The sequence below is a fragment of the Eubacterium sp. An11 genome (assembly GCF_002161065.1).
In the GTDB taxonomy this organism is placed as follows: domain Bacteria; phylum Bacillota; class Clostridia; order Lachnospirales; family Lachnospiraceae; genus Anaerobutyricum; species Anaerobutyricum faecale.
Genome location: NZ_NFLV01000003.1, coordinates 207251 through 227128, shown reverse-complemented (window position 1 = coordinate 227128; position 19878 = coordinate 207251). Strand labels below are relative to the sequence as shown.

Below are 19878 nucleotides of genomic sequence, written 5' to 3'. Positions count from 1 at the left end.
ATAAGCTGCCTTGACTATTACAATGAGCGTCATGCTTTGAAGTTATGTTGAACCGCCGTATGCCGAACGGCATGTACGGTGGTGTGAGAGGGGAGAGAAAATCTCCCCTACTCGATTTTAACAGGAAATTCTTTTGGACTTCTTGTCGAATAAAATCCCTTCGGGCAGGATGTACATTCGCGCGAGGTAGAAATTTGTCCCAAAAGCGACCGCACCCGGCGTGAGAGTTCCGCACAGAGGAACTCTGTTCCAGTGTTCAAAATAAGAAATGGAGGTATCTTTATGAAGCTTGAAAAACTTGTCGGAAATCGTTTTCGGGAAAGGCCGTCGGACTGTATCGTCGACAGCCATGCATTGATGGTGCGAGGTGGCTATATGAAGTATGTGGCAAATGGTATTTTTTCGTCCTATATGCCGCTCAGAAGAGTGACACGAAAGATTGAACAGATCATCCGGGAGGAGATGGATGCCATTGACGGGCAGGAGGTACAGTTTCCGGTGGTTATGCCTGCTTCTCTCTGGCAGGAATCAGGCAGGTATGAGAGTATAGGAAAAGAAATGGTACGCTTTAATGACCGCAGCGGAAGTCCTCTTGTGCTGGGGATGACCCATGAAGAAGCCGCTGTTCAGCTGGTGCGGGACTACGGACAGAGTCACACAAAATATCCGTTCATGGTGTATCAGATTCAGACCAAGTTCCGTGACGAGGCAAGACCGAGGGCCGGGTTGATTCGTGTCCGCGAGTTTACCATGAAGGATGCGTATTCCTTCCATACCAGCGAGGAAGATTTGAAGGAATATTACGCCAGATGCCATAAGGCCTACGAGCGCATTTATGAGAGAGTAGGCCTGCCGGAAGTAGTTTCGGTGGCCTCTGATTCCGGTATGATGGGCGGCAGCGTCTCCCATGAGTTTATGCTGCTGACTCCTGTGGGAGAAGATTCCATTGTCATTTGCAAAGAATGTGGTTACCGCGCCAATATGGAAGCCGCGGAATGTGTTTACCATAATGAAAGGGATGAGATTTCTTGTGAGTTGTCTTTGGTACACACCCCGGATATCCATACCATTGAGGAAGTGTGTGATTTTCTTCACTGTGATAAAAAGGCTTCCTGCAAAGCGGTCGTTTACCAGCGCAATCATGACGACAGCTATATCGTATTGTTTATCCGTGGTGACCTGGAAGTCAATGAGACCAAGCTGAGAAATTATGTGAAATGTGATATTCACCCAGCGGAAATTACCGAAGAAAGCGGACTGAAAGCAGGTTACATTGGACCTGTCGGCCTTAACGGCGATTTTACCGTTTTGTATGATTGTTCTCTGGAAGGCATGAATAACCTTTCCTGTGGTGCGAATGTTTGTGAATATCATTATACCGGACTGGATATGCAGCGGGATGTCAAGAAAGCAGAATATCATGATTTTGCAAAGATACAGGAAGGCGGTATCTGCCCGCACTGTGGAAAATCTGCTGTTACAGTGTCCCGCGGCATTGAGGTGGGGAACATTTTTCAGCTGGGAACAAAATATACCAAATCCATGAACATGACCTACATTGACAGTAATGGGGAAAAGCAATATCCAATCATGGGATGCTATGGTATTGGCATCGGCAGACTGGCCGCTTCCATCTGCGAAGCACATCATGATGATTACGGTCCGATATGGCCTTTGTCAGTGGCTCCATGGCAGATTCATATCTGTGCTGTTCGCGCTGATAATACAGTGGTCAGAGAGTATGCCGACCGATTATATGAGGAACTGCAGAGAAGAGGAGCAGAGGTCATTTATGATGACCGGAATGTCAGTGCCGGAGTCATGTTCTCGGACGCCGATCTGCTTGGGGTACCGTTCAGGGCAATTGTAAGTCCCCGGAATTTGAAACAGCATAAAGTGGAAATCGTTTCGAGGGATAAAAGTTTTTCTGCTAATATTTCCATGGAATCAGCGGCAGATGAAATAATGAGAATTCTCTCTGAAGCAAACCGTTGATTATATTCAGCGACAGCGGACTATTCATGTTCCGCTGTCTTTTTTTCTGCATTTTTAGTAAATTTGTAACCGTTCAGCCATATGCCTGGAACAGCAAAAAGAGCTTACGAAACTAAACTTTTGACGCTTTTTCCGCGTTTCCAGGCGCATGGCTGAACTGTTACGAAAATTTTTCGAACATTCCGGAAAAACTGTTGACAAATCCAGAAAATCTGATATTCTTATATCGTAAGTAGTAAGTAATAAGTAGTAAGAAATAAGCGATAGCAGCAATAATAATATTATATATAATTAGGAGGACAATAGAATGAGAGATTTATCTATCACGCAGGAGTATATGATTTGTACAGTAAACAATAAAGGGGCTCTTCCGGCCGCCAATCCGAAAGCCGGTGTTTGTCTGGTCGTAGGCGGACTACTGGAGCTGCAATTGGAACAATGCATTTCCATGGACGACAAGAAGGTGGTAACCGTGTGCGCGGAGCTGCCGGAGCGCATGTTTTATCTTAAACCTCTTTATGATGTGATTCACCAGGGAAAACCGATGAAAGCCCAGAAAATCGTTGAGACTTACGTTTCTTCTTTTACAAGCAAAAAATTGAACATGCTTCTGGATGCCCTGATGGAAAGTCTGAAGGCGGCCGATGTGGTGGAACCGGTGAAAGCGGGACTTTTTGGCAATAAAGAGGGATATGCACCAAAAAAGGAAGTGATAACAGGCATAATCGAAAAAATCCGTGCAGAATTACTGGAAGATGGCGAATTGTCCGAGGATATTCTGGCATTGACGATTCTGCTGGATAAGTCCGGACAGTTAAAAGAATACTTTTCCAAGTTTGAGCAAAAAGAACTGAAAGGTAAATTGAACGCCATCAGAAAATCCAAAACAGGTACCACGGTAAAAGATCTGCTCTGGTACATTGATTCACTGGATGCGTCCATTATGATTTCAACGATGATTTCTTCTACCATGTAGAGAAGGTGATAAAATGTCAAGACAGAGAAGTATGGAAGTCATCGCCGCTTCAGAATATGTAACCATCGGGGAATTAGTGAGGCTGACGGATGTGAGATACAGCACGTTAAAATATTACACAGAAGAGGGTCTTCTGCCCTTTGAACAGGCAGAAGAGAATCTGACCCGGCGCTACAAAAGAGAGGAGAGCGTAGCGCAGATTCAGAAGATCAAAGAACTGCGGCAGGAAGGAAAATCCATTGCGGAGATTAAGGAAATATTGAAAACGATCGGATAAATGGAGAGTTGTCAGGGAGGTGCATACTCATGAACAATACGAATACATTTTGTAGATCAGACTGCGGAAATGAGTTTATCAGAACGAAAAAATATGATAAAGATTTTTTGAAAGCAAACATGATGGGCCCGAATTCAATGATGCTGCTGGAAGAATTACTGGCGGATATTCCTTTGAACCTCCGGATGAGAGTGCTGGATTTGGGATGTGGAAACGGACTGACATCTATTTTTCTTGCGAAAGAATACGGAGTACAGGTTTTTGCACTGGATTTATGGGTATCTGCTACAGATAATTATAGAAGATTTCAGGAGGCAGGGGTTGATGATATGGTTATTCCCATTCATGGGAACGCCCTGGATATGCCTTTTGCCAATGAATTCTTTGATGCTGTGATCAGCGTGGACGCCTATCATTATGTGGGAAATAATGATACGTTTTTTCGTGAAAAAGTACGTCCCATCTTAAAGAAAAACGGGATAGCAGCCTTTGCCTTTCCAGGTATGAAATACGAGATAAAAGAAAATGTCCCACCTGAGATGAAGCCGTTCTGGGAAGAAGAAGCCCTGGAAATGTGGCATTCCATAGAGTGGTGGAAACCGAAATTTGAGAATGAACTGAATCATTTGGACATGTGGGAAATGCGATGTTTTCAACAGGCATGGGATGACTGGCTGAATACGGACAATCCATATGCCATTGGAGATCGGGAGATGATTCGCACAGATAACGGAAGATATATGAATCTGATAGGGATAACGGGTACTTTGTGTGAGAAGTAAGGAGAAATTTGTAAAGATGGTAACAGCTGCCTGCTCAGACAGACAATGACGTAAGGCCTCATACAGATTCGTCCGTCTCGACCCTCAGTCGGACTGGCCAAGGGTATCATTATGAGATGGCTCTGTCTGTCCTCCTTCACAGCTCGCGGTCGAAAGCTGTATGTGCCCAAAACGTCATTTGTCTATTGAGAATCTTTTGTTCCATCTTTACAAGAATCTTCTGCATGTTGATAAAATAGTAGATTATAGGCTGTACTGACAGTATCATCGGTCTGTATGGTGCCATAGCCATCTCTCTGCCAAAATAATACAGGATTCTTGTAAATTTCTATGCACGTAGAATGCATTTGGAGAAGACAAGCCATTGATATGGTTGGACGACGACTGTGAGCGCAGGCGTCCAAATTATATCGATGAAATACAGTCAAATACCAGCCTGCCGAAGTGGAGGAGGAGAACTTTTATCAATGCCTTGTCTTCTTTCAAAATAGATTACCGTGTATCATAAAGAGATTTACAAATTTTTTTACTCTTCCTCCAATAATTCCACTTCCCCGGAACGGGTATGATAGTAAGCTCCCACGATTTTCAGGCTTCCGTTTTTGATGGAAGGTTGAAGCAGGGGGCTTTTTTTGATGCGCTCCATGCTGTAGAGAATGTTCTTTTTCTCGCAGCAGACAGGGTCGGTTTCCGCACCGATGGCCTTTTTGATCTCGTCGGTGATATGTATGATGGAGTCATGGCCGGCATCATGAATAGCCGCATCTACGGCGCCGCAGCGGCTGTGTCCCATCACCATGATCAGTTTTACTCCAAGATGTCCCGCGGCGTATTCGATGCTGCCCAGCTCGAAATCACCGATAACGTTGCCTGCCACCCGGATGGTGAAGATTTCGCCGATGCCTACCATGAAGATCTTCTCCGGGATGACCCGGGAATCTGAGCAGGCAATAACGATAGCGTAAGGTTTCTGTCCATACTCATGGGTGAGGATTCGGATTTCCTCGGAGATATCTCCCTTTCCCTCTTTTGCGATGAGATATTCTTTATTTCCTGCCATAAGGCGGTTTAACGCAGTTTTGCAGTCTGTTACATTAATATGTTCCATATTCTTTTGTTCCTTTCCGTCCGTTTGTTACATTTTATCACAGAAAACGACAAAAAGGCAGGATCTATTTACTTCATAAAACCTTTTCCAATTCTCGGGCCAGATGTGCAATAAACTAACATAGCCATTCCGTCTGTTGGAATGGATTATCTTGTCAAAAAAATGGTAATTTTCCACGAAAAAATATGTCTTTATATATGAAAGGGTTTATAACTATATTGCAAATGGGGAGAAAAACAATGAAAGATGTACAAATCATTGAGCTATTCTGGCAGCGGGACGAGACTGCATTGACGGAAGTTGAAAACAAATACGCCAATTACTGCTTTGCAATCGTATGGAAAATACTTATGAACAGGGAAGATTCCGAAGAATGTGTCAATAATACCTGGCTGGCGGCGTGGAGCACGATTCCGCCAAAACGGCCGTCTATTCTTTCGAATTTTTTGGGACGCATCACGAGAAAATTTGCCATAAGCAATCTCAGAAAAAATACACGGACAAAAGGCCGGATATGCATATGACTAATTTGGATAATATTCTCAGGGAGGTAGAGGTTCTGAACCAGCAGACCGCCCATTCTCTGGAACTTACAGAATCAGAAGAAGAGCTTGTCATGCTTTTGAACAGATTTTTAGAGACGCTGAAAGAGCGGGACAGAGATATTTTTTTACGAAGATACTGGCACATGGATGCCAGGGCAGAACTGGCAAAACGGCACAATTTTTCTGAAAGCGCTGTCAGAGAATCCGGATGTGATTATTGATCTGGTAGATGCTACAAATATCGAGCGCAACCTTTATCTGACAACCCAGCTGATAGAGACAGGGGTGCCGGTGGTCATTGCCCTTAATGTGGCGGATCTGATTTTGCCAAAAAAGGCATGAAGATTGATACAGAGCATCTCTCTCGACTGCTGGGCTGTCCGGTCATTGATATGTCTGCGCTGAAACAGACCGGTCTCGATGAGCTGGTGGACGAGGCTGTGAAAGTGGCAAAAGAGAAAGAGGCAAAACTGCCGAAAGAGATTTTTTCAAAGGAAATGGAGAGTGCGGTTTTGGAAGTGAAGAAGTTTCTACCTGCTACCATACCGGAGAATAAGATGAGATGGTATGCCGTTATATTCTTTGAAAGTGATAGCAAGGTAGTGGAAAATGTAAAACTTCCTGTATCATTCGTTTCATCCATTGCCGATTTGAGAAAAAAGATGGAGGAAAGCTATGAGGATGACATGGAAAGTATTGTGACCGATGAGCGTTATCAATACATTCAGAAAGTCGTGGAGATGACAGTGCAGAAAGGAAAAGAGCGGCTCACCACATCTGACCGAATTGACCGGATTGTGACAAACCGTATCCTGGGTATTCCGATTTTTATTGCGGTCATGTGGCTGGTATATTACATATCTGTGACAGTGATAGGTACCTGGGTGACAGACTGGACAAACGATGTGTTTGTTGTGGCGATTCAGGATGGCGCCAGCGGTTTCCTGGGAATGCTGGGAGCCGGGGATATGGTAACGGGACGCATTATCGGCGGACTGAGAGCCGTACTGGGATTTGTTCCGTAGATGGCCGTTTTATTCCTGTTTCTGTCCGTTCTTGAAGACTGCGTCTATATGGTGCGTATCACCTTTGTTATGAATCGAATATTCCGTTATTTCGGACTGTCGGGAAACAGTTTTATTCCGATTCTGATTTCTTCAGGATGCGGCGTGCCGGAAATCATGGCTTCCAAAACCATCGAGCAGGATAATGACAGACGTCTGACGATTGTGACGGCTACCTTTATTCCCTGCGGAGCAAAACTTCCCGTTATTGTCCTGATTGGGGGGTGTCATCGCAGGTGAGTCCGCCGGATATACAGAGAGTTCGTTTATTGTTCCGCTAATGTATTTCGTGGGAATTGCGGCAGTACTGGTGTCAGCGATTATTCTTAAAAAGACCAGACCTTTTGCGGGAAAACCGGCACCTTTTGTCATGGAACTTCTCTAGTATCATATTCCGCAGGCGGAGACGGTTTTACTTCACGTATGGGGGAGACTGAAAGGCTTTATTATTAAGGCCGGAACCATCCTGTTCCTCGCTTGTGTGATCATGTGGTTTCTGGAAGGATTCGGATTTATCGACGGCAGCTTTGGAATCGTAGAAGACAGCACAGACAGTCTTCTGGCAGCCATTGGCGGGATTATCGCGCCGATTTTTATTCCTCTTGGTTTTGGAGAATGGTAGCCTGTGGCGGCATCTATTACCGGATTCACTGCCAAAGAAGCTATCGTGTCCACCATGGGAGTCCTTGCAAATGTGGCGGGAGATACAGAAAATGCAGCCAATGTAGCCAGTGATGTGGCGGCATGGTTCCCGTCTGCCACAGCGGCATTTTCGTTCCTGTTGTTTAATCTCCTTGATTCTCCATGTCTGGCGGCGATTTCCACCATGGCACAGCAGATGCAGTCCAGAAAATGGTTCTGGTTTGCAATCGCGTTCCGGAACATATTCGCTTATGTAGTTTCATTGATCGTGTATCAGATAGGTACATTTGCAACGGGTGGAAAATTTACAGTGGGAACTGCTGCAGAATTTCTGCTTCTGTTTGTACTTCTGGTGCTGCTGTTCCGGCCAGACCCGTATAAGAATCAGAAAGTATATTTCAAACGGTTAGTACAGGCCGCCTAAGTCTGAAGAGAAAGCAGGTATGTAATATGATAGCAGATATTCTTATACTTACATTGGTAATCGGGTACTGTATGTTTCTCGTTTGCCGCAGACACAAGAACAAAAAGAACAGCAAACCGACGGGATGTGCCGGATGCGGCAAATGTTCCAGTTATTTCCAGATAGAGATTGGTAGCAATTGTGGATGTAAAAGGAAATAATAGATTATAGGGATGCTTAAAAAGTATCCCCATTTTATTATTTTCAAAAAATAATAAAAAAACACTTGACACGTATTAGAACACGTATTATAATGAACTCAAACTTAATAAGACGTACAAATAAGTATATGAATTATAGTAATCCAATATGGAAGAGAGGAGAATTTAATGGCATTTTATAACTCTCCAGAGGAAATGTATAAAGCTAGAGCGAGCAGATTTAAAAAAGATGGTGATATACACTGGGCAAAGGCAAAAAACGGCGATGGAGATTATCATTATGGAAAAGCAAAAAAATGTTATAATGAGGCAAAGATAAATGAAGAAAAAGCCAAAAAAGCAAAGGGTTTATCATTTAAAAGAAAGTCAAAAGCAGGAAGGGGATAAAAATGTTACCAAAAGTGTTATTGATTTTAGGACGAGTTACAGTTGATGTGTTAATAGAGATTGCCAGAAAGAAATGAATTTAGGAGATTTTTATTCTAGAAATAAGACAGGGTTATCTCCGAAGAGATAACCCTGTAACTTTCTCGAGATTTTTAATGACACCAATAGATAAATCTTTTCCATTGTGATTCGGAATCGTAATGGTGTTAAGATTTTCAGGATGCTTATATTGGTAATGGGAACCATTAATCCGAATAAGAACCCAGCCATTAGCAACAATTATTTTCTCGATTTTTCTAAAATTAGACATATGTATTCTCCTTTTTAAAGTAAGTTAATAGGGTTCAAAAAAGTCTATTACTAACTTTAGAAGATACAAAATCTAATTTGTTTTATTATATATAAAATTTTTATTTAAGTCAATGAAAAAGGACCTCAGTGGTTTGTTTTATAAAATATCTTGTAGTGGAAAGGAAAAACCCGTGAAAGAAAATTATATTTATCCTATAGTATTGCATAGAGAAAGAAAGGGATATTCAATATCATTTCCTGATTTTCCAGATCAAATGACAGATGCAGAGACAGAAGAACAAGCAATTAAAGCAGCACAAGAAGTATTAGCGCTTTGTATTAACAATAATGAAGATATGGGAAAGGAACCTCCAAAACCTAAAAAACCAGAAGAAATTATTTTGGGAGAGGATGAAAAACTAATCTATGTGCATTTATGGATGCCATATTTTAGACATGTACAGAAGGTTATATATGTAAAGAAAACATTAACTATTCCTAAGTGGCTTGATGAAATGGCAAAAAAGAAAAAATTAAATTTTTCTGCAATATTAGTAAAAGGGCTCAAAAAGGAATTAGGAATTATAGATGATTAGTTATTCTATATAACTTTTTATAATAATTAAGGAGAGAGAATATGGAAGGAAAAATTTTAACAGTGATTAAAATAATTGCAAGAGTAATGGAAGTAATCGTTGATGAAATTCGTGATTGAAAAATGATGGAGAAGTAATTATTTTAAACAACCGATCTCATCAACTATCAGGTAAATTGAGGGTTGATGAGATACATTGAAGAGTCCTATTGAAATACAGGAGGAAAAGAAATGTTGAAAAAAAAGTCTATTAATTTGATAAAAATAGCACAAACGTTAAATGATATAAAAGATGTTGAAAAGATTGGTGATTATTATGTTTCAATAAGTCAATCTTTTGAAAAAGAAATATATAACACTATTGTTTTCACATTAGGAATGTGTATAAATAAAGAATTAACTATTTTATTGAAACAGGAAGAAGTTTCTGTAGAGGATTATCCTAATTTATTGAAAGAAATATATAAAAATATATTTAATAAATATATTAAAAATAATGAATATGTTGTGTCAAAAATTAAAGATAGGAAAATGGAAGACTATGTGATATTCAATGATTATTTAGATAATATGGTTAAAGTGTTATTAAGCGGCATACAATATCAAGAAAAAAAAGACTTTAGTAAGTGGACTCATGCTGATGAAACTAATGAATGGAATACTTTATATAGAAGAGAAGAGAGAATACGTGATAAGATGAAAAAATTGATATCTAAGGGTGAAAAATATTATCAATTTACTATTGAACATAATATTGAGCTTCCGTATATGTACACTTTAGCATGGGATTTGCCTCATTTATTACAGTACTATGGTAAAGATATTTCACTAAGCAAAAATTCTTATTTGGGAAATTTGCAAAAAAATGTAAGTTGTTATTTAAACAGCATAAGTAAAAATACATTAGAAATTTTATTAGATGGAATGCAATTTGTTGAAAATAAAAACAAGAATACTTCAAATCCATCAATAAGAATTTCTCATAATGTTGTTAGTTATGAAGATTTGTTACCAACTATAGAAATTTGTGAAAAAGTAGACTATTATCATATTTATCAAACACAAGGTGAATGGAATGAAGAAAAACACAAATTTTATTTACCATTAATAAAAAAAGAAATTCTTCAAAAAAAGCCATTAGTACCTATGAACGTTGAAAATAGATATGATATGAAAAAAGAAATACAGATGGTAGTGGAGTTGTTGGAAGAAAAAAATGAAAATAAAGACTATTTAGAATGGGATTTAATTTATTTCCAAAATAATGTTGTTAATATATGTATTACAATCTTAAAATGGTTAATGGTGAAACATAATATTATATTAAGAAAAAAAGAAACGGAAAATAAAGAGAAAGTCAAAGAAAAAGCTGAAAGATATTTGAAGTCTATAATTAATGCAGTTAACAATATTCCTAGAAAAAACAATGAAGAAAATAAAAAAGATTATTTGGAAAAAATAGGAACTGTGATTGTAAAAGAGTGGGACAATACGCGATTGAAAAATATAGTTGTTGAAGATGGTAACTATAAAAGCTATGTAGAATATGCATATTTTTCAGTTTTAAAATTATCTAGAAATTGGAATGCACATAAATTGATAAAAGAATACTCTATATCTTTTATAGTGTTTCTGTTTTTAATATCAATAAGAAATTTATTGGTAATAGATGAGTTAGATATAGTAGAAAACAGAGATTATATGTTAATGGAGTCAAAATTATTTAAATTTTTTACATCGAAAAAAATTAGTTATAAAGAGGTTCCTGATATCGAAAATATTTTAAATCAGGAATATGTACAAATGTATAATTTTGTATTAAAAAATGCTTTTGAGCGTGAAGATATTTCACCAATGTGGGCAAGAGATTTTCCGTGTAAGCAAGAAATTAAAGATCCACATCATGTATTAAGTACTGCTGGTTTTACAAGAAGCAGAATAAAAAATCAGATGTCAGAAAATGAGATTTTTTTAACTTTTTGGTTAACATTACATTTTGGAAGTAAAAATGTTCAAAAATTTAATAATAAAGTAAAGGAGATAGACGATTTAAATATAAAAGAGCTGTTAGAATATACGTTTGATTATCAAAAAAAATCTGTCTTATTGAAATATGAGTAAATATATTAATTGTAAGTATGGCAATAGTTTAAATATCATTTTTATCCGTTTTCGTCTTTCTATAACTGGAACTTTTTTGTGAAGATTTATCAATAGCATTGAGAAAATATAAAGGGGAGGATTTAGCCAATCCTCATCTTACTCGATTGGGCCCCAAATTTTACATCCAAAGATGGGCAAAGCAGATCCCATTTCTTCTATAATAGAATAAATAATGACAGTGCAAAAAGAAATCATTTTTTGCGGAAACGAAAAAAACTGCTTAACTGAAAACAATCTTGACATAGTATATATCGTGGTATATATTGAAAATATAAGGAGGTGCATTATCATGATGACTGCAAAACTATTTGAAAATGGCCGAAGCCAGGCGGTTCGTCTTCCGAAAGAATGCCGCTTTAATGGTGATGAAGTCGCGGTTAACAAAATTGGCGACATTGTTATTTTGACACCAAAGGAAAATAAATGGAATGGCTTTCTAAACAGTTTGGAAATGTTCTCAGATGACTTTATGAGTGATGGCAGGGAACAGCCTCCGGCGCAGGAGCGTGAAGCTTTATGAAGTATATGTTAGACACAAACATTTGTATCTATGCAATCAAGCAAAAGCCACCAGAAGTAATAAGAACTTTTTTAAAGCACAATCCGGACGACATATGTGTTTCGTCAATTACTTATGGCGAACTGATGTATGGCGTGGAGAAGAGCCGGGCAGTGGAACGTAACCGTGCAGCAATTACATTATTCTTATCAACTATCTCTATCCTCCCGTTTGACAGTTATGCGTCAGAGGAATACGGGAAAGTCCGTGCAGAACTTGAACGCAAGGGAACCCCAATTGGACCGATGGATATGTTGATCGCGGGGCATGCAAGATCGGAAAAGTTAACCCTTGTAACAAATAATACCAGAGAGTTTTTTCGAGTCGAAAATTTAAAGGTCGAAGATTGGACAAAAGAGTAAGTTGTGTTCAGTAACCCCTTCTAAATCAAAGATTGTAGACGGGGTGTGTGCTTACTTATAGGGATTAAATGATTTCTGCGTAAAGTATCAATATTTTGTGTGGTGTGCTATAATAAATGCGTTTCAGTAACCGAAAGAAAGAGAATGGAAAGGACAGTATGTATCAGTTTTTTATTCAACCGGACAATATAAAGGAAGATGACATTCTGATCACGGATGCGCAGGATGTCAATCATATAAAAAATGTGCTGCGAATGAAAAAGGGAGAGAAACTTGCTCTCTGCTGTGAGGAAACAGGAAGAGAGTATCTCTGCTCCGTGGCGGAGTTTGAGGAGAACGGCATCCGTGCCGTCATCGAGGATATTAACGGGCAGTCCCGGGAGCTGCCGGTAAAGATTACATTGTTTCAGGGATTGCCGAAGGGCGACAAGATGGAGCTGATCATCCAGAAGGCTGTGGAGCTGGGGGCGGCGGAGATTGTGCCCGTAGCCACCAGGCGGTCGGTGGTGAAGCTGGACGCCAGGAAGGCAGCAAAAAAGGTGCAGCGCTGGAATGAAATCGCCAAAAGTGCGGCGAAGCAGTCAAAACGAACGATGATTCCGGAGGTAAAGCCGGTGCTTTCCTGGCGGGAAGCCGTGGAATATGGTAAAAGTCTTGATATGCTTCTGCTTCCTTACGAAGATGCCGAAGGCATCGGTCATTCCAGAGAGGTGCTGGCCTCGGTGAAGGGAAGGAAAAGCCTTGGCATTTACATCGGGCCGGAAGGTGGTTTTCAAAAAGAAGAGGTGGAACAGGCGGCTGAAGCCGGTGCACAGACCATCACCCTGGGACATCGGATTCTCCGCACAGAGACGGCAGGAATGGCAGTGCTCTCGATTTTGATGTTCATGTTGGAAGAGGATTGAAAACGCCCTTTTGTCGGCAGAGGAGGGATCCGATGAAAGAAACAGGAATCAGGCCCATTGTAATAGAAGAAATCCGGAATTTTGCCCGGAAGAATGGAATAAAAAAGGTTGTACTTTTCGGTTCCCGGGCCAGAGGAGATTACTGGAGAGCCAGTGATATCGATCTGGCGGTCTGGGGCGGAGATATCCAGACTTTTGCCTTTGATGTGGATGAGGAAACATCAACGCTCCTGAAATACGACGTGATTGGCATGGATAAGGGAGTACAGGAAGAATTGCGGGAATCCATTGACAGGGAAGGAATTGTATTATATGAAGAAGTTTGATAATTATGTTTCGAATCTTGCAGTACTCTGTAAGGCTGGTGAAGAAGATTTGAGCAACGAATTTATTGGAATATTATAGAGAAAATATTCCGGAGGTGTGAGAAAGAGGAGGAACGACATGGTAGTCATCGACGAAAAGAAATGTATCGGCTGCGGTCTGTGCGCGGCCGATTGTATTGCCTTAAATATTGAGGTAGAGGAAAAGGCCAGGATTAAAAAGGAATGTATGCAGTGCGGACACTGCGTGGCGGTCTGTCCGCAGGGGGCAGTCAGTATTCCGGAGTATGACATGGCTGATGTGGAAGAATATGATGCGGACAGTTTTACTCTTCAGCCGGAACAGGTGCTTCACAGTATAAAGTTCCGCCGGAGTATCCGGGATTATAAGCCGAAGCAGGTGGAAGAGAGTGTACTGCGCCAGCTGGTGCAGGCGGGCCGGTATACCGCCACGGCGAAAAACAGCCAGAACAACGGTTTTGTGTTTGTGCAGAAGGAGCTGACGACCCTTAAGGACAAGGTCTGGCAGTTTATTGACGACATTTCAAAGAAGGATATCCGGCAGATTGATAAGGCTCTTTTGCCGTATATTCTGTTTAATCAGAGGAGGAAAAAGGACGCCGCAGACGATTATCTTTTTAGAAATGCGCCGGCGGTGCTCTATATTGTGTCAGATTCTCTGCTGGATGCGGGGCTGGCAGCGCAGAATATGGAAACCATGGCGGTTTCGCTGGGACTGGGCGTTTTGTATAACGGATATCTTGCCAGAATCAGTGACGCCAATGAGGAACTGAAACAATGGCTGGGAATTGGGGACCGGACTATCTGTACCTGTATGCTTTTGGGTTATCCGGCAAGACATTATGTCCGGACCGCGCCGAGAAAAGCGCCGGATGTTATCTGGAAATAAAAAAGAAAACGAGAGGAGACATACAATGGCAGGTTCAACATTTGGAACATTATTTCGTATTACAACATGGGGAGAGACTCACGGAAAGGGCGTCGGCGTGGTAGTGGACGGCTGTCCGGCGGGGCTGCCCCTCTGTGAGGAAGATATTCAGAAATATCTGAACAGAAGAAAACCGGGACAGTCCCGGTATACTACCAAGAGAAATGAAGGAGACGAGGTGGAGATTCTTTCCGGAATTTTTGAGGGAAAGACCACGGGAACTCCAATTTCCATGGTGGTGTTTAACAAAGATCAGCGTTCAAAAGATTATTCCAATATTATGGATATTTACCGTCCGGGACATGCGGACTATACTTTTGACAGCAAATATGGTTTCCGGGATTACCGCGGCGGCGGCCGTTCTTCGGGAAGAGAGACCATCGCCAGAGTGGCGGGTGGAGCCATCGCGGCAAAGATTTTAAAGGAAATGGGAATAGAAGTTTTTGCTTACACGGAGGCGATCGGTCCGCACAGTATTGATAAAGAACATTGGAATCCGTCGGTGCGGGATGAGAATCCATTTTATATGCCTGATGCTGAGGCGGCGGAGAAAGCTGCGGAATTTGTGGAACAGCGGATGAGAGAAAAAGATTCCTGCGGCGGCATCGTCGCCTGCCGGGTAAATGGCATGCCTGCAGGTGTGGGCGAGCCGGTGTTTGACAAGCTGGATGCAAAACTGGGACAGGCGATTCTTTCCATCGGCGCAGTAAAAGGCGTGGAGATCGGTGACGGATTCGCTGCCACACGTTCCACCGGTTCTAAGAATAATGACGCTTTCTGTATGCGGGATGGAAAGGTGGACAAGGAGACCAACCATGCCGGAGGAATCCTGGGCGGTATGAGTGATGGTACGGAAATCTTCCTGCGGGCAGCTTTTAAGCCTACGGCGTCCATCGCATCTACCCAGAAGACGGTGGATATCCACGGAGAAGAAAGAGAAATCAGTATTCACGGGCGCCATGACCCAGTCATTGTGCCGCGCGCCGTGGTGGTGGTAGAGTCCATGACGGCCATCACTCTTCTCGACGAGCTTCTCATGAACATGAGCAGCCGTCTGGATAAGATCAAGGAGTTTTATCAGAGGTAAATTTTTGTCGGCAGCGGGTGTATGGAGTTTTCCGGGAAGAAAAAGATAACGCTGCCTGTGGGCAGCTATAGAAGGGGGATATGGGATGTTAGTAAAAGTGTTGATTGACAATATTTCCAAAGATGAACTACTCTGCGAGTGGGGACTGTCGGTCTATATTGAGTACAGAGATAAAAAGATTTTGCTGGACGGCGGCACATCCGGTGCTTTTGCCAGAAATGCCAAAAGGATGGGCATTGATTTGAATGCTGTTGATTTTGGCGTGCTGTCTCACGCCCATTATGATCATGCCGACGGTCTCAGTGCGTTTTTTGAGGAAAATGACCATGCGCCGGTGTACCTGCGGACCGGTTCAGAAGAGAATTGTTTCAAGAAAGAGGGGACAGGTTACAAATACATCGGCATACGGGAAGGATTTCTGGAGGAATACGCAGATCGACTCAAATACGTGGAAGGCGATGTGGAGCTGGCGCCGGGCGTGTATCTTCTGCCTCATAAGACAGCGGGACTTGCAAAACTGGGAGAAAAAGCCCATATGTACCGGGAGGCGGAAGGCGTCTGGTCGCCGGATGCTTTCACCCACGAACAGAGTCTTGTATTTGACACCAGCCGTGGGCTTGTGATTTTCAACAGCTGCTCCCATGGCGGTGCGGACAACATTATCCGGGAGGTGGGCGAAACATTTCCTGAAAAAACGATCTATGCGCTGTTTGGCGGACTGCATCTCCATGAGTCTGCCGATGAAGACGTCCGTGCGTTGGCGGAGCGGGTTCGCCAGACAGGAATCCGGAAAATCTACACCGGACATTGTACCGGAGACCGCGCTCTGGAGATTTTGAAAGAGGAGCTGGGAGACACAGTAGAAGCCATCTATTCCGGATTTACGGTTGATGATATTGCAGAATAGTGTTTTTGTTGATGAAAGACCGTCTGAAAATAACGGATGTTGCGTGATGGTCTGCAGTAGTTGGCAGATGACAGAAAATGTGAGACAAAAGCAAGAAAGAAGGTAATATACATGGAAAAATTGGCGAGAGAAGACGCCTGGAATTTACTGACGGAGTACACGGAAACCCCGGCTCTTCAGCAGCATGCGCTGATGGTGGAGGCGGTCATGCGGCATTTTGCAAGGCTTGCCGGAGAAGATGAGGAAGTCTGGGGCGTGGCAGGACTGCTCCATGATCTGGATTATGAGAAATATCCGGAGGAACATTGTAAGAAAGCCACGGAAATTATGGAAGAAAGAGGTATTGATCCGGTTTACATTCGCGCTATGAATTGTCACGGCTATGGCATCTGCACTGATACGAAGCCGGAAAGCGCCATGGAAAAGACCCTTTATACCGTCGACGAACTGACAGGACTCATCCATGCGGCCTGTCTTATGCGTCCGTCAAAGAGCGTGCTGGATCTGGAGCTGAAATCTCTCAAAAAGAAATTTAAGTCCAAATCTTTCGCCGCCGGCGTGAACCGCGACGTGATCCGCCAGGGCAGCGAGATGCTCGGCATGGAACTGGACGATGTGATGCGGGAGAGCATTGAGGGGCTGAAAGAGAGCGCCGATATCACAGGACTGCGGGGAAATCTTTAAAGAGATTAACCGGGCTTTAATGAGATTACCGCTATGGGATTGGTAGAAGCGAAGCAATATGTAGATTCACTTTAGATCTCTTTCTTTATGCTTTCAGGGCATTTCTTCAGATACAATATGGGTATTTGTCACGGCATCTCATATAAAATATAATGAATATAAGAAAAGAAAGATGATTATGAGGTGACGAACTATGGAATATCGTAAACTACCAAAAGGAGAAGAGCAGATCAGCGTGCTGGGTCTTGGCACCAGTTCCATCGGCATGGCGGAAGAAAAAGAAATTGATGCGACGATCCATCTGGCACTGGAGAACGGCATCAACTATTTTGACCTGGCTTCTGCGGATGCGGCGCCTTTTGCGGCTTTCGGACGGACTGTGGCAGGAAACCGGGACAAGGTATATTTCCAGGTGCATTTCGGTGCGGAGTACCGGACGGGAAAATACGGCTGGACCACAGATCTGGAGACTATCAAGCGTTCTGTGGACTGGCAGCTTAAAGAATTGAAAACCGATTACATAGATTTCGGATTTCTGCACTGTATTGACGAGGAAGAAGACCTGGAACGGGTGATGTTCAATGGCGTGCTCGATTATATTGAGAAGCTTAAAAAAGAAAATGTACTGCATCACATCGGATTCTCCACCCATACGCCGTCCACGGCGGATCGGATGCTCGACACCGGCCTGCTGGATATGATGATGTTCAGCATCAATCCGGCCTATGATTATCAGCAGGGAGATTATGGTATCGGGGAAGTGGACGAGAGGACAGCCCTTTACCGCCGGTGTCAGACAGAAAAAGTGGGAATCTCCGTCATGAAAGCTTTTGGCGGCGGTAAGCTTCTCTCGGAGAAGACCTCTCCGTTTAAGAAAGCTCTGACAGAGTACCAGTGCATACAGTATGCCCTGGATAAACCGGGTGTGCTGACCGTGCTTCCGGGTGTGCGTGGTCAGGAAGATGTAAGACGGCTGCTGGGATTTTTTGACGCTGCCCCGGAAGAACGGGATTATTCCGTTATTGGGACCTTTACCCCGGCGGAGGCAGAAGGGGTCTGCGTGTACTGCAATCACTGCCAGCCGTGTCCGGCGGGGCTGGACGTGGGACTGATCAATAAATATTATGACCTGTCTCTGGCAGGCGACGCTCTGGCCAAAGACCATTATCATCATCTTGGCAAAAAGGCAGGCGACTGTGTGGGCTGCGGTCACTGTGATGCCCGCTGCCCGTTCCATGTAAAGCAGGGGGAGCGGATGCAGGAGATCAGAGAGTATTTTGGAGAATAAAAAAGAGTTGCTGTATGTGGCGGGTAACTGATGTTATGTACCTGTCCATACAGCTTTTTTAGTATCTAAAAGTGCTTATTTATATAGATTTGCTTCTATTGTGCCTCTTCGCAACATTTGGACAAGACAGAGCGGGAACCTATGCCTTTTATCAATAAAACATCATGTAACTTAAGTATTAGTCATATATGATAATTTCTCTTATAATATAGATGCCATCTGGAAATCGTTGTGGAGGGAATACCTGGATACATTGGATTATATGATCCATCAGATGAAAGAACAGGCAGGAAGCGCAAAATCCTGAACTATTCCTTTGCGCCTCGCGAAAGAAAAATATAAAAAAGTGGAAGATGGAGAACCATAAAATAAGTATTTCAAAACGGAGGTATCGATCATGAGAAAACGAACATTGGGAATCTTACTGGCAGGAATGATGGCTCTTTCAGCGGCGGCCTGCGGCGGAAGTGCTGGAGCCGGAAATCAGGAAAATCAGGAAGCCGGTGACGCTGCGCGGGTTACAGAAAGCACAGAAGTGCCGGCAACCACATCCGCGGACGAGACGGAAACTGCGACAACAGCAGAAGCGCCGGAAGCGTCTGAGGATATGTCGGAAACCACAGAGGAGGCGCAGGCGGAGCAGAATACAGAAGAAAATGGCGCAGACGCCTCCGGGACAGCCGGTTCCAATATCCTTGTCGCGTACTTTACTTATGGGGAAAATGCTGATCTGGGCGACAATGTGGATGCTTCTTCCTCAGCTAGTATTCAGATGCTGGATGGTCAGGTGACCGGCAATACCGGCGTTGTCGCCTCGGTCATTGCGGATTTGACGGGTGCCGATACCTTTTCTATCCGGACAGTGGAATCATATCCGGATAATTATAATGATACCATTGATCAGGGGCAGGAAGAACAACAGGAAGACGTTCGTCCGGAGCTTTCCGGGCAGATTGAAAATCTGGACAGCTATGACACCATCTTTCTGGGATATCCGAACTGGTGGGGCGATATGCCGATGGCCATCTACAGTTTCCTTGATGAATATGATCTGTCAGGAAAGACCATCGTTCCGTTTGTGACTTCCGGTGGCAGTGGATTTTCCAGAAGTGTAGAGGAAATTGAAGATGCGGAACCGGACGCCGAAGTACTGGAAGGGCTGTCACTGAGTGATTCCGAGGCCACAGATGCACAGAGAGATGTTGAAGAATGGCTGGGAGAGCTTGGATATTTGGGATAACAGATTCATCTGAAAAAACACGGAAGAGATCCGGCTCAGGAAGCCGTCTTCTCTGTATCTCCCTAATGATTTAAGGCAGGAGCTGGAAAGCAGCTCCTGCCTTATGAGTGTCAATTATAATGTGA

The 19878-nt window shown here is 42.9% G+C and carries 27 protein-coding genes; 25 read left to right on the top strand and 2 right to left on the bottom strand.

The features are described from left to right. The first annotated feature begins 282 nt into the window (after positions 1 to 282). From B5E53_RS04400 to B5E53_RS04385, 4 genes are all read left to right on the top strand, one after another. Positions 283 to 1995, top strand: coding sequence for a proline--tRNA ligase (locus B5E53_RS04400; RefSeq protein ID WP_087312828.1), 1713 nt, complete (start codon positions 283 to 285; stop codon positions 1993 to 1995). A 307-nt stretch (positions 1996 to 2302) separates the two neighbouring features. Next, positions 2303 to 2971 carry a GPP34 family phosphoprotein gene (locus B5E53_RS04395; protein WP_087312827.1) on the top strand — a complete coding sequence of 223 codons (669 nt, stop codon included), beginning with the start codon at positions 2303 to 2305 and terminating at the stop codon, positions 2969 to 2971. A gap of 13 nt (positions 2972 to 2984) precedes the next feature. Continuing rightward, positions 2985 to 3248, top strand: coding sequence for a helix-turn-helix domain-containing protein (locus B5E53_RS04390; RefSeq protein ID WP_087312826.1), 264 nt, complete (start codon positions 2985 to 2987; stop codon positions 3246 to 3248). Positions 3249 to 3277: 29 nt separating this feature from the next. After that, a complete protein-coding gene (locus B5E53_RS04385; RefSeq protein ID WP_087312825.1) occupies positions 3278 to 4030 on the top strand; it encodes a methyltransferase domain-containing protein in 753 nt (250 codons plus the stop codon). Positions 4031 to 4556: 526 nt separating this feature from the next. On the opposite strand, the gene B5E53_RS04380 is transcribed toward B5E53_RS04385, so the two are convergent. Continuing rightward, the gene (locus B5E53_RS04380; RefSeq protein WP_087312824.1) at positions 4557 to 5138 is read right to left on the bottom strand and encodes a carbonic anhydrase; all 582 of its coding nucleotides are present in this window, start codon (positions 5136 to 5138) and stop codon (positions 4557 to 4559) included. 239 nt (positions 5139 to 5377) lie between these two features. Here B5E53_RS04380 and B5E53_RS04375 point away from each other — a divergent pair, with 239 nt between their 5' ends. The 9 genes from B5E53_RS04375 to B5E53_RS04355 all read left to right on the top strand — a co-directional run bounded on the left by B5E53_RS04375 (position 5378) and on the right by B5E53_RS04355 (position 8400). Beyond that, complete coding sequence (locus B5E53_RS04375) at positions 5378 to 5662, top strand: sigma factor (protein WP_162611783.1); 285 nt, start codon at positions 5378 to 5380, stop codon at positions 5660 to 5662. Continuing rightward, the gene (locus tag B5E53_RS19085) at positions 5659 to 5904 is read left to right on the top strand and encodes a hypothetical protein (RefSeq protein WP_162611782.1); all 246 of its coding nucleotides are present in this window, start codon (positions 5659 to 5661) and stop codon (positions 5902 to 5904) included. Before B5E53_RS04375 ends, B5E53_RS19085 begins: the two co-directional genes overlap by 4 nt. Next, positions 5894 to 6025 (top strand): FeoB small GTPase domain-containing protein, encoded by a 132-nt coding sequence (locus B5E53_RS20080; RefSeq protein WP_343215590.1) that lies wholly within the window; start codon positions 5894 to 5896, stop codon positions 6023 to 6025. Before B5E53_RS19085 ends, B5E53_RS20080 begins: the two co-directional genes overlap by 11 nt. Beyond that, positions 6022 to 6708, top strand: coding sequence for a hypothetical protein (locus tag B5E53_RS20075; RefSeq protein ID WP_343215589.1), 687 nt, complete (start codon positions 6022 to 6024; stop codon positions 6706 to 6708). The genes B5E53_RS20080 and B5E53_RS20075 overlap by 4 nt, the downstream gene beginning before the upstream one ends. Further along, positions 6709 to 6987 (top strand): nucleoside recognition domain-containing protein, encoded by a 279-nt coding sequence (locus B5E53_RS20070; RefSeq protein WP_343215588.1) that lies wholly within the window; start codon positions 6709 to 6711, stop codon positions 6985 to 6987. A 40-nt stretch (positions 6988 to 7027) separates the two neighbouring features. Continuing rightward, on the top strand, positions 7028 to 7132 hold the full coding sequence (locus tag B5E53_RS20065; RefSeq protein WP_343215587.1) for a hypothetical protein: 105 nt from the start codon (positions 7028 to 7030) through the stop codon (positions 7130 to 7132). Between the two features lie 102 nt (positions 7133 to 7234). Beyond that, a complete protein-coding gene (locus B5E53_RS20060) occupies positions 7235 to 7369 on the top strand; it encodes a hypothetical protein (protein WP_343215586.1) in 135 nt (44 codons plus the stop codon). A gap of 3 nt (positions 7370 to 7372) precedes the next feature. Further along, positions 7373 to 7813, top strand: a complete 441-nt coding sequence (locus B5E53_RS20055) for a hypothetical protein (protein WP_343215585.1) — start codon at positions 7373 to 7375, stop codon at positions 7811 to 7813. A 368-nt stretch (positions 7814 to 8181) separates the two neighbouring features. Continuing rightward, positions 8182 to 8400, top strand: a complete 219-nt coding sequence (locus tag B5E53_RS04355; protein WP_087312820.1) for a hypothetical protein — start codon at positions 8182 to 8184, stop codon at positions 8398 to 8400. A gap of 112 nt (positions 8401 to 8512) precedes the next feature. Here B5E53_RS04355 and B5E53_RS04350 read toward each other — a convergent pair whose 3' ends face one another. Next, positions 8513 to 8710 (bottom strand): type II toxin-antitoxin system HicA family toxin, encoded by a 198-nt coding sequence (locus B5E53_RS04350; protein ID WP_087312819.1) that lies wholly within the window; start codon positions 8708 to 8710, stop codon positions 8513 to 8515. Positions 8711 to 8882: 172 nt separating this feature from the next. Here B5E53_RS04350 and B5E53_RS04345 point away from each other — a divergent pair, with 172 nt between their 5' ends. The 12 genes from B5E53_RS04345 (at position 8883) to B5E53_RS04290 (ending at position 19753) form a co-directional block, all read left to right on the top strand. Then, complete coding sequence (locus tag B5E53_RS04345; protein WP_087312818.1) at positions 8883 to 9287, top strand: type II toxin-antitoxin system HicB family antitoxin; 405 nt, start codon at positions 8883 to 8885, stop codon at positions 9285 to 9287. Positions 9288 to 9517: 230 nt separating this feature from the next. Continuing rightward, complete coding sequence (locus B5E53_RS04340) at positions 9518 to 11407, top strand: hypothetical protein (RefSeq protein ID WP_087312817.1); 1890 nt, start codon at positions 9518 to 9520, stop codon at positions 11405 to 11407. A gap of 331 nt (positions 11408 to 11738) precedes the next feature. Continuing rightward, positions 11739 to 11969, top strand: a complete 231-nt coding sequence (gene vapB, locus B5E53_RS04335; protein WP_087312816.1) for a type II toxin-antitoxin system VapB family antitoxin — start codon at positions 11739 to 11741, stop codon at positions 11967 to 11969. After that, the gene (locus tag B5E53_RS04330) at positions 11966 to 12370 is read left to right on the top strand and encodes a type II toxin-antitoxin system VapC family toxin (protein WP_087312815.1); all 405 of its coding nucleotides are present in this window, start codon (positions 11966 to 11968) and stop codon (positions 12368 to 12370) included. The genes vapB and B5E53_RS04330 overlap by 4 nt, the downstream gene beginning before the upstream one ends. Before the next feature lie 158 nt (positions 12371 to 12528). Further along, positions 12529 to 13275, top strand: a complete 747-nt coding sequence (locus B5E53_RS04325) for a 16S rRNA (uracil(1498)-N(3))-methyltransferase (protein WP_087312814.1) — start codon at positions 12529 to 12531, stop codon at positions 13273 to 13275. Between the two features lie 32 nt (positions 13276 to 13307). Next, entirely contained in the window at positions 13308 to 13601 is a 294-nt protein-coding gene (locus B5E53_RS04320) for a nucleotidyltransferase domain-containing protein (protein WP_087312813.1), read from the top strand. Between the two features lie 118 nt (positions 13602 to 13719). Further along, positions 13720 to 14508, top strand: coding sequence for a nitroreductase family protein (locus B5E53_RS04315; protein WP_087312812.1), 789 nt, complete (start codon positions 13720 to 13722; stop codon positions 14506 to 14508). A 25-nt stretch (positions 14509 to 14533) separates the two neighbouring features. After that, a complete protein-coding gene (gene aroC, locus B5E53_RS04310) occupies positions 14534 to 15634 on the top strand; it encodes a chorismate synthase (RefSeq protein ID WP_087312811.1) in 1101 nt (366 codons plus the stop codon). Positions 15635 to 15719: 85 nt separating this feature from the next. Next, positions 15720 to 16541, top strand: a complete 822-nt coding sequence (locus B5E53_RS04305) for an MBL fold metallo-hydrolase (protein ID WP_087312810.1) — start codon at positions 15720 to 15722, stop codon at positions 16539 to 16541. A gap of 111 nt (positions 16542 to 16652) precedes the next feature. Continuing rightward, positions 16653 to 17225, top strand: a complete 573-nt coding sequence (locus B5E53_RS04300) for an HDIG domain-containing metalloprotein (RefSeq protein ID WP_087312809.1) — start codon at positions 16653 to 16655, stop codon at positions 17223 to 17225. A gap of 193 nt (positions 17226 to 17418) precedes the next feature. Beyond that, positions 17419 to 18513: an aldo/keto reductase gene (locus B5E53_RS04295; RefSeq protein WP_087312808.1), complete on the top strand. Its 1095-nt coding sequence runs from the start codon at positions 17419 to 17421 to the stop codon at positions 18511 to 18513. A 397-nt stretch (positions 18514 to 18910) separates the two neighbouring features. Then, positions 18911 to 19753 (top strand): flavodoxin, encoded by an 843-nt coding sequence (locus tag B5E53_RS04290; RefSeq protein WP_242963507.1) that lies wholly within the window; start codon positions 18911 to 18913, stop codon positions 19751 to 19753. Positions 19754 to 19878: the final 125 nt, after the last annotated feature.

Bases quoted from the DNA above. Each gene is read 5' to 3' on its own strand.
- B5E53_RS04400 (WP_087312828.1), top strand. From the start codon at position 283: ATGAAGCTTGAAAAACTTGTCGGAAATCGTTTTCGGGAAAGGCCGTCG.
- B5E53_RS04395 (WP_087312827.1), top strand. From the start codon at position 2,303: ATGAGAGATTTATCTATCACGCAGGAGTATATGATTTGTACAGTAAAC.
- B5E53_RS04390 (WP_087312826.1), top strand. From the start codon at position 2,985: ATGTCAAGACAGAGAAGTATGGAAGTCATCGCCGCTTCAGAATATGTA.
- B5E53_RS04385 (WP_087312825.1), top strand. From the start codon at position 3,278: ATGAACAATACGAATACATTTTGTAGATCAGACTGCGGAAATGAGTTT.
- B5E53_RS04380 (WP_087312824.1), bottom strand. From the start codon at position 5,138: ATGGAACATATTAATGTAACAGACTGCAAAACTGCGTTAAACCGCCTT.
- B5E53_RS04375 (WP_162611783.1), top strand. From the start codon at position 5,378: ATGAAAGATGTACAAATCATTGAGCTATTCTGGCAGCGGGACGAGACT.
- B5E53_RS19085 (WP_162611782.1), top strand. From the start codon at position 5,659: ATGACTAATTTGGATAATATTCTCAGGGAGGTAGAGGTTCTGAACCAG.
- B5E53_RS20075 (WP_343215589.1), top strand. From the start codon at position 6,022: ATGAAGATTGATACAGAGCATCTCTCTCGACTGCTGGGCTGTCCGGTC.
- B5E53_RS20070 (WP_343215588.1), top strand. From the start codon at position 6,709: ATGGCCGTTTTATTCCTGTTTCTGTCCGTTCTTGAAGACTGCGTCTAT.
- B5E53_RS20065 (WP_343215587.1), top strand. From the start codon at position 7,028: ATGTATTTCGTGGGAATTGCGGCAGTACTGGTGTCAGCGATTATTCTT.
- B5E53_RS20060 (WP_343215586.1), top strand. From the start codon at position 7,235: ATGTGGTTTCTGGAAGGATTCGGATTTATCGACGGCAGCTTTGGAATC.
- B5E53_RS04355 (WP_087312820.1), top strand. From the start codon at position 8,182: ATGGCATTTTATAACTCTCCAGAGGAAATGTATAAAGCTAGAGCGAGC.
- B5E53_RS04350 (WP_087312819.1), bottom strand. From the start codon at position 8,710: ATGTCTAATTTTAGAAAAATCGAGAAAATAATTGTTGCTAATGGCTGG.
- B5E53_RS04340 (WP_087312817.1), top strand. From the start codon at position 9,518: ATGTTGAAAAAAAAGTCTATTAATTTGATAAAAATAGCACAAACGTTA.
- vapB (WP_087312816.1), top strand. From the start codon at position 11,739: ATGATGACTGCAAAACTATTTGAAAATGGCCGAAGCCAGGCGGTTCGT.
- B5E53_RS04330 (WP_087312815.1), top strand. From the start codon at position 11,966: ATGAAGTATATGTTAGACACAAACATTTGTATCTATGCAATCAAGCAA.
- B5E53_RS04325 (WP_087312814.1), top strand. From the start codon at position 12,529: ATGTATCAGTTTTTTATTCAACCGGACAATATAAAGGAAGATGACATT.
- B5E53_RS04320 (WP_087312813.1), top strand. From the start codon at position 13,308: ATGAAAGAAACAGGAATCAGGCCCATTGTAATAGAAGAAATCCGGAAT.
- B5E53_RS04315 (WP_087312812.1), top strand. From the start codon at position 13,720: ATGGTAGTCATCGACGAAAAGAAATGTATCGGCTGCGGTCTGTGCGCG.
- aroC (WP_087312811.1), top strand. From the start codon at position 14,534: ATGGCAGGTTCAACATTTGGAACATTATTTCGTATTACAACATGGGGA.
- B5E53_RS04305 (WP_087312810.1), top strand. From the start codon at position 15,720: ATGTTAGTAAAAGTGTTGATTGACAATATTTCCAAAGATGAACTACTC.
- B5E53_RS04300 (WP_087312809.1), top strand. From the start codon at position 16,653: ATGGAAAAATTGGCGAGAGAAGACGCCTGGAATTTACTGACGGAGTAC.
- B5E53_RS04295 (WP_087312808.1), top strand. From the start codon at position 17,419: ATGGAATATCGTAAACTACCAAAAGGAGAAGAGCAGATCAGCGTGCTG.
- B5E53_RS04290 (WP_242963507.1), top strand. From the start codon at position 18,911: ATGAGAAAACGAACATTGGGAATCTTACTGGCAGGAATGATGGCTCTT.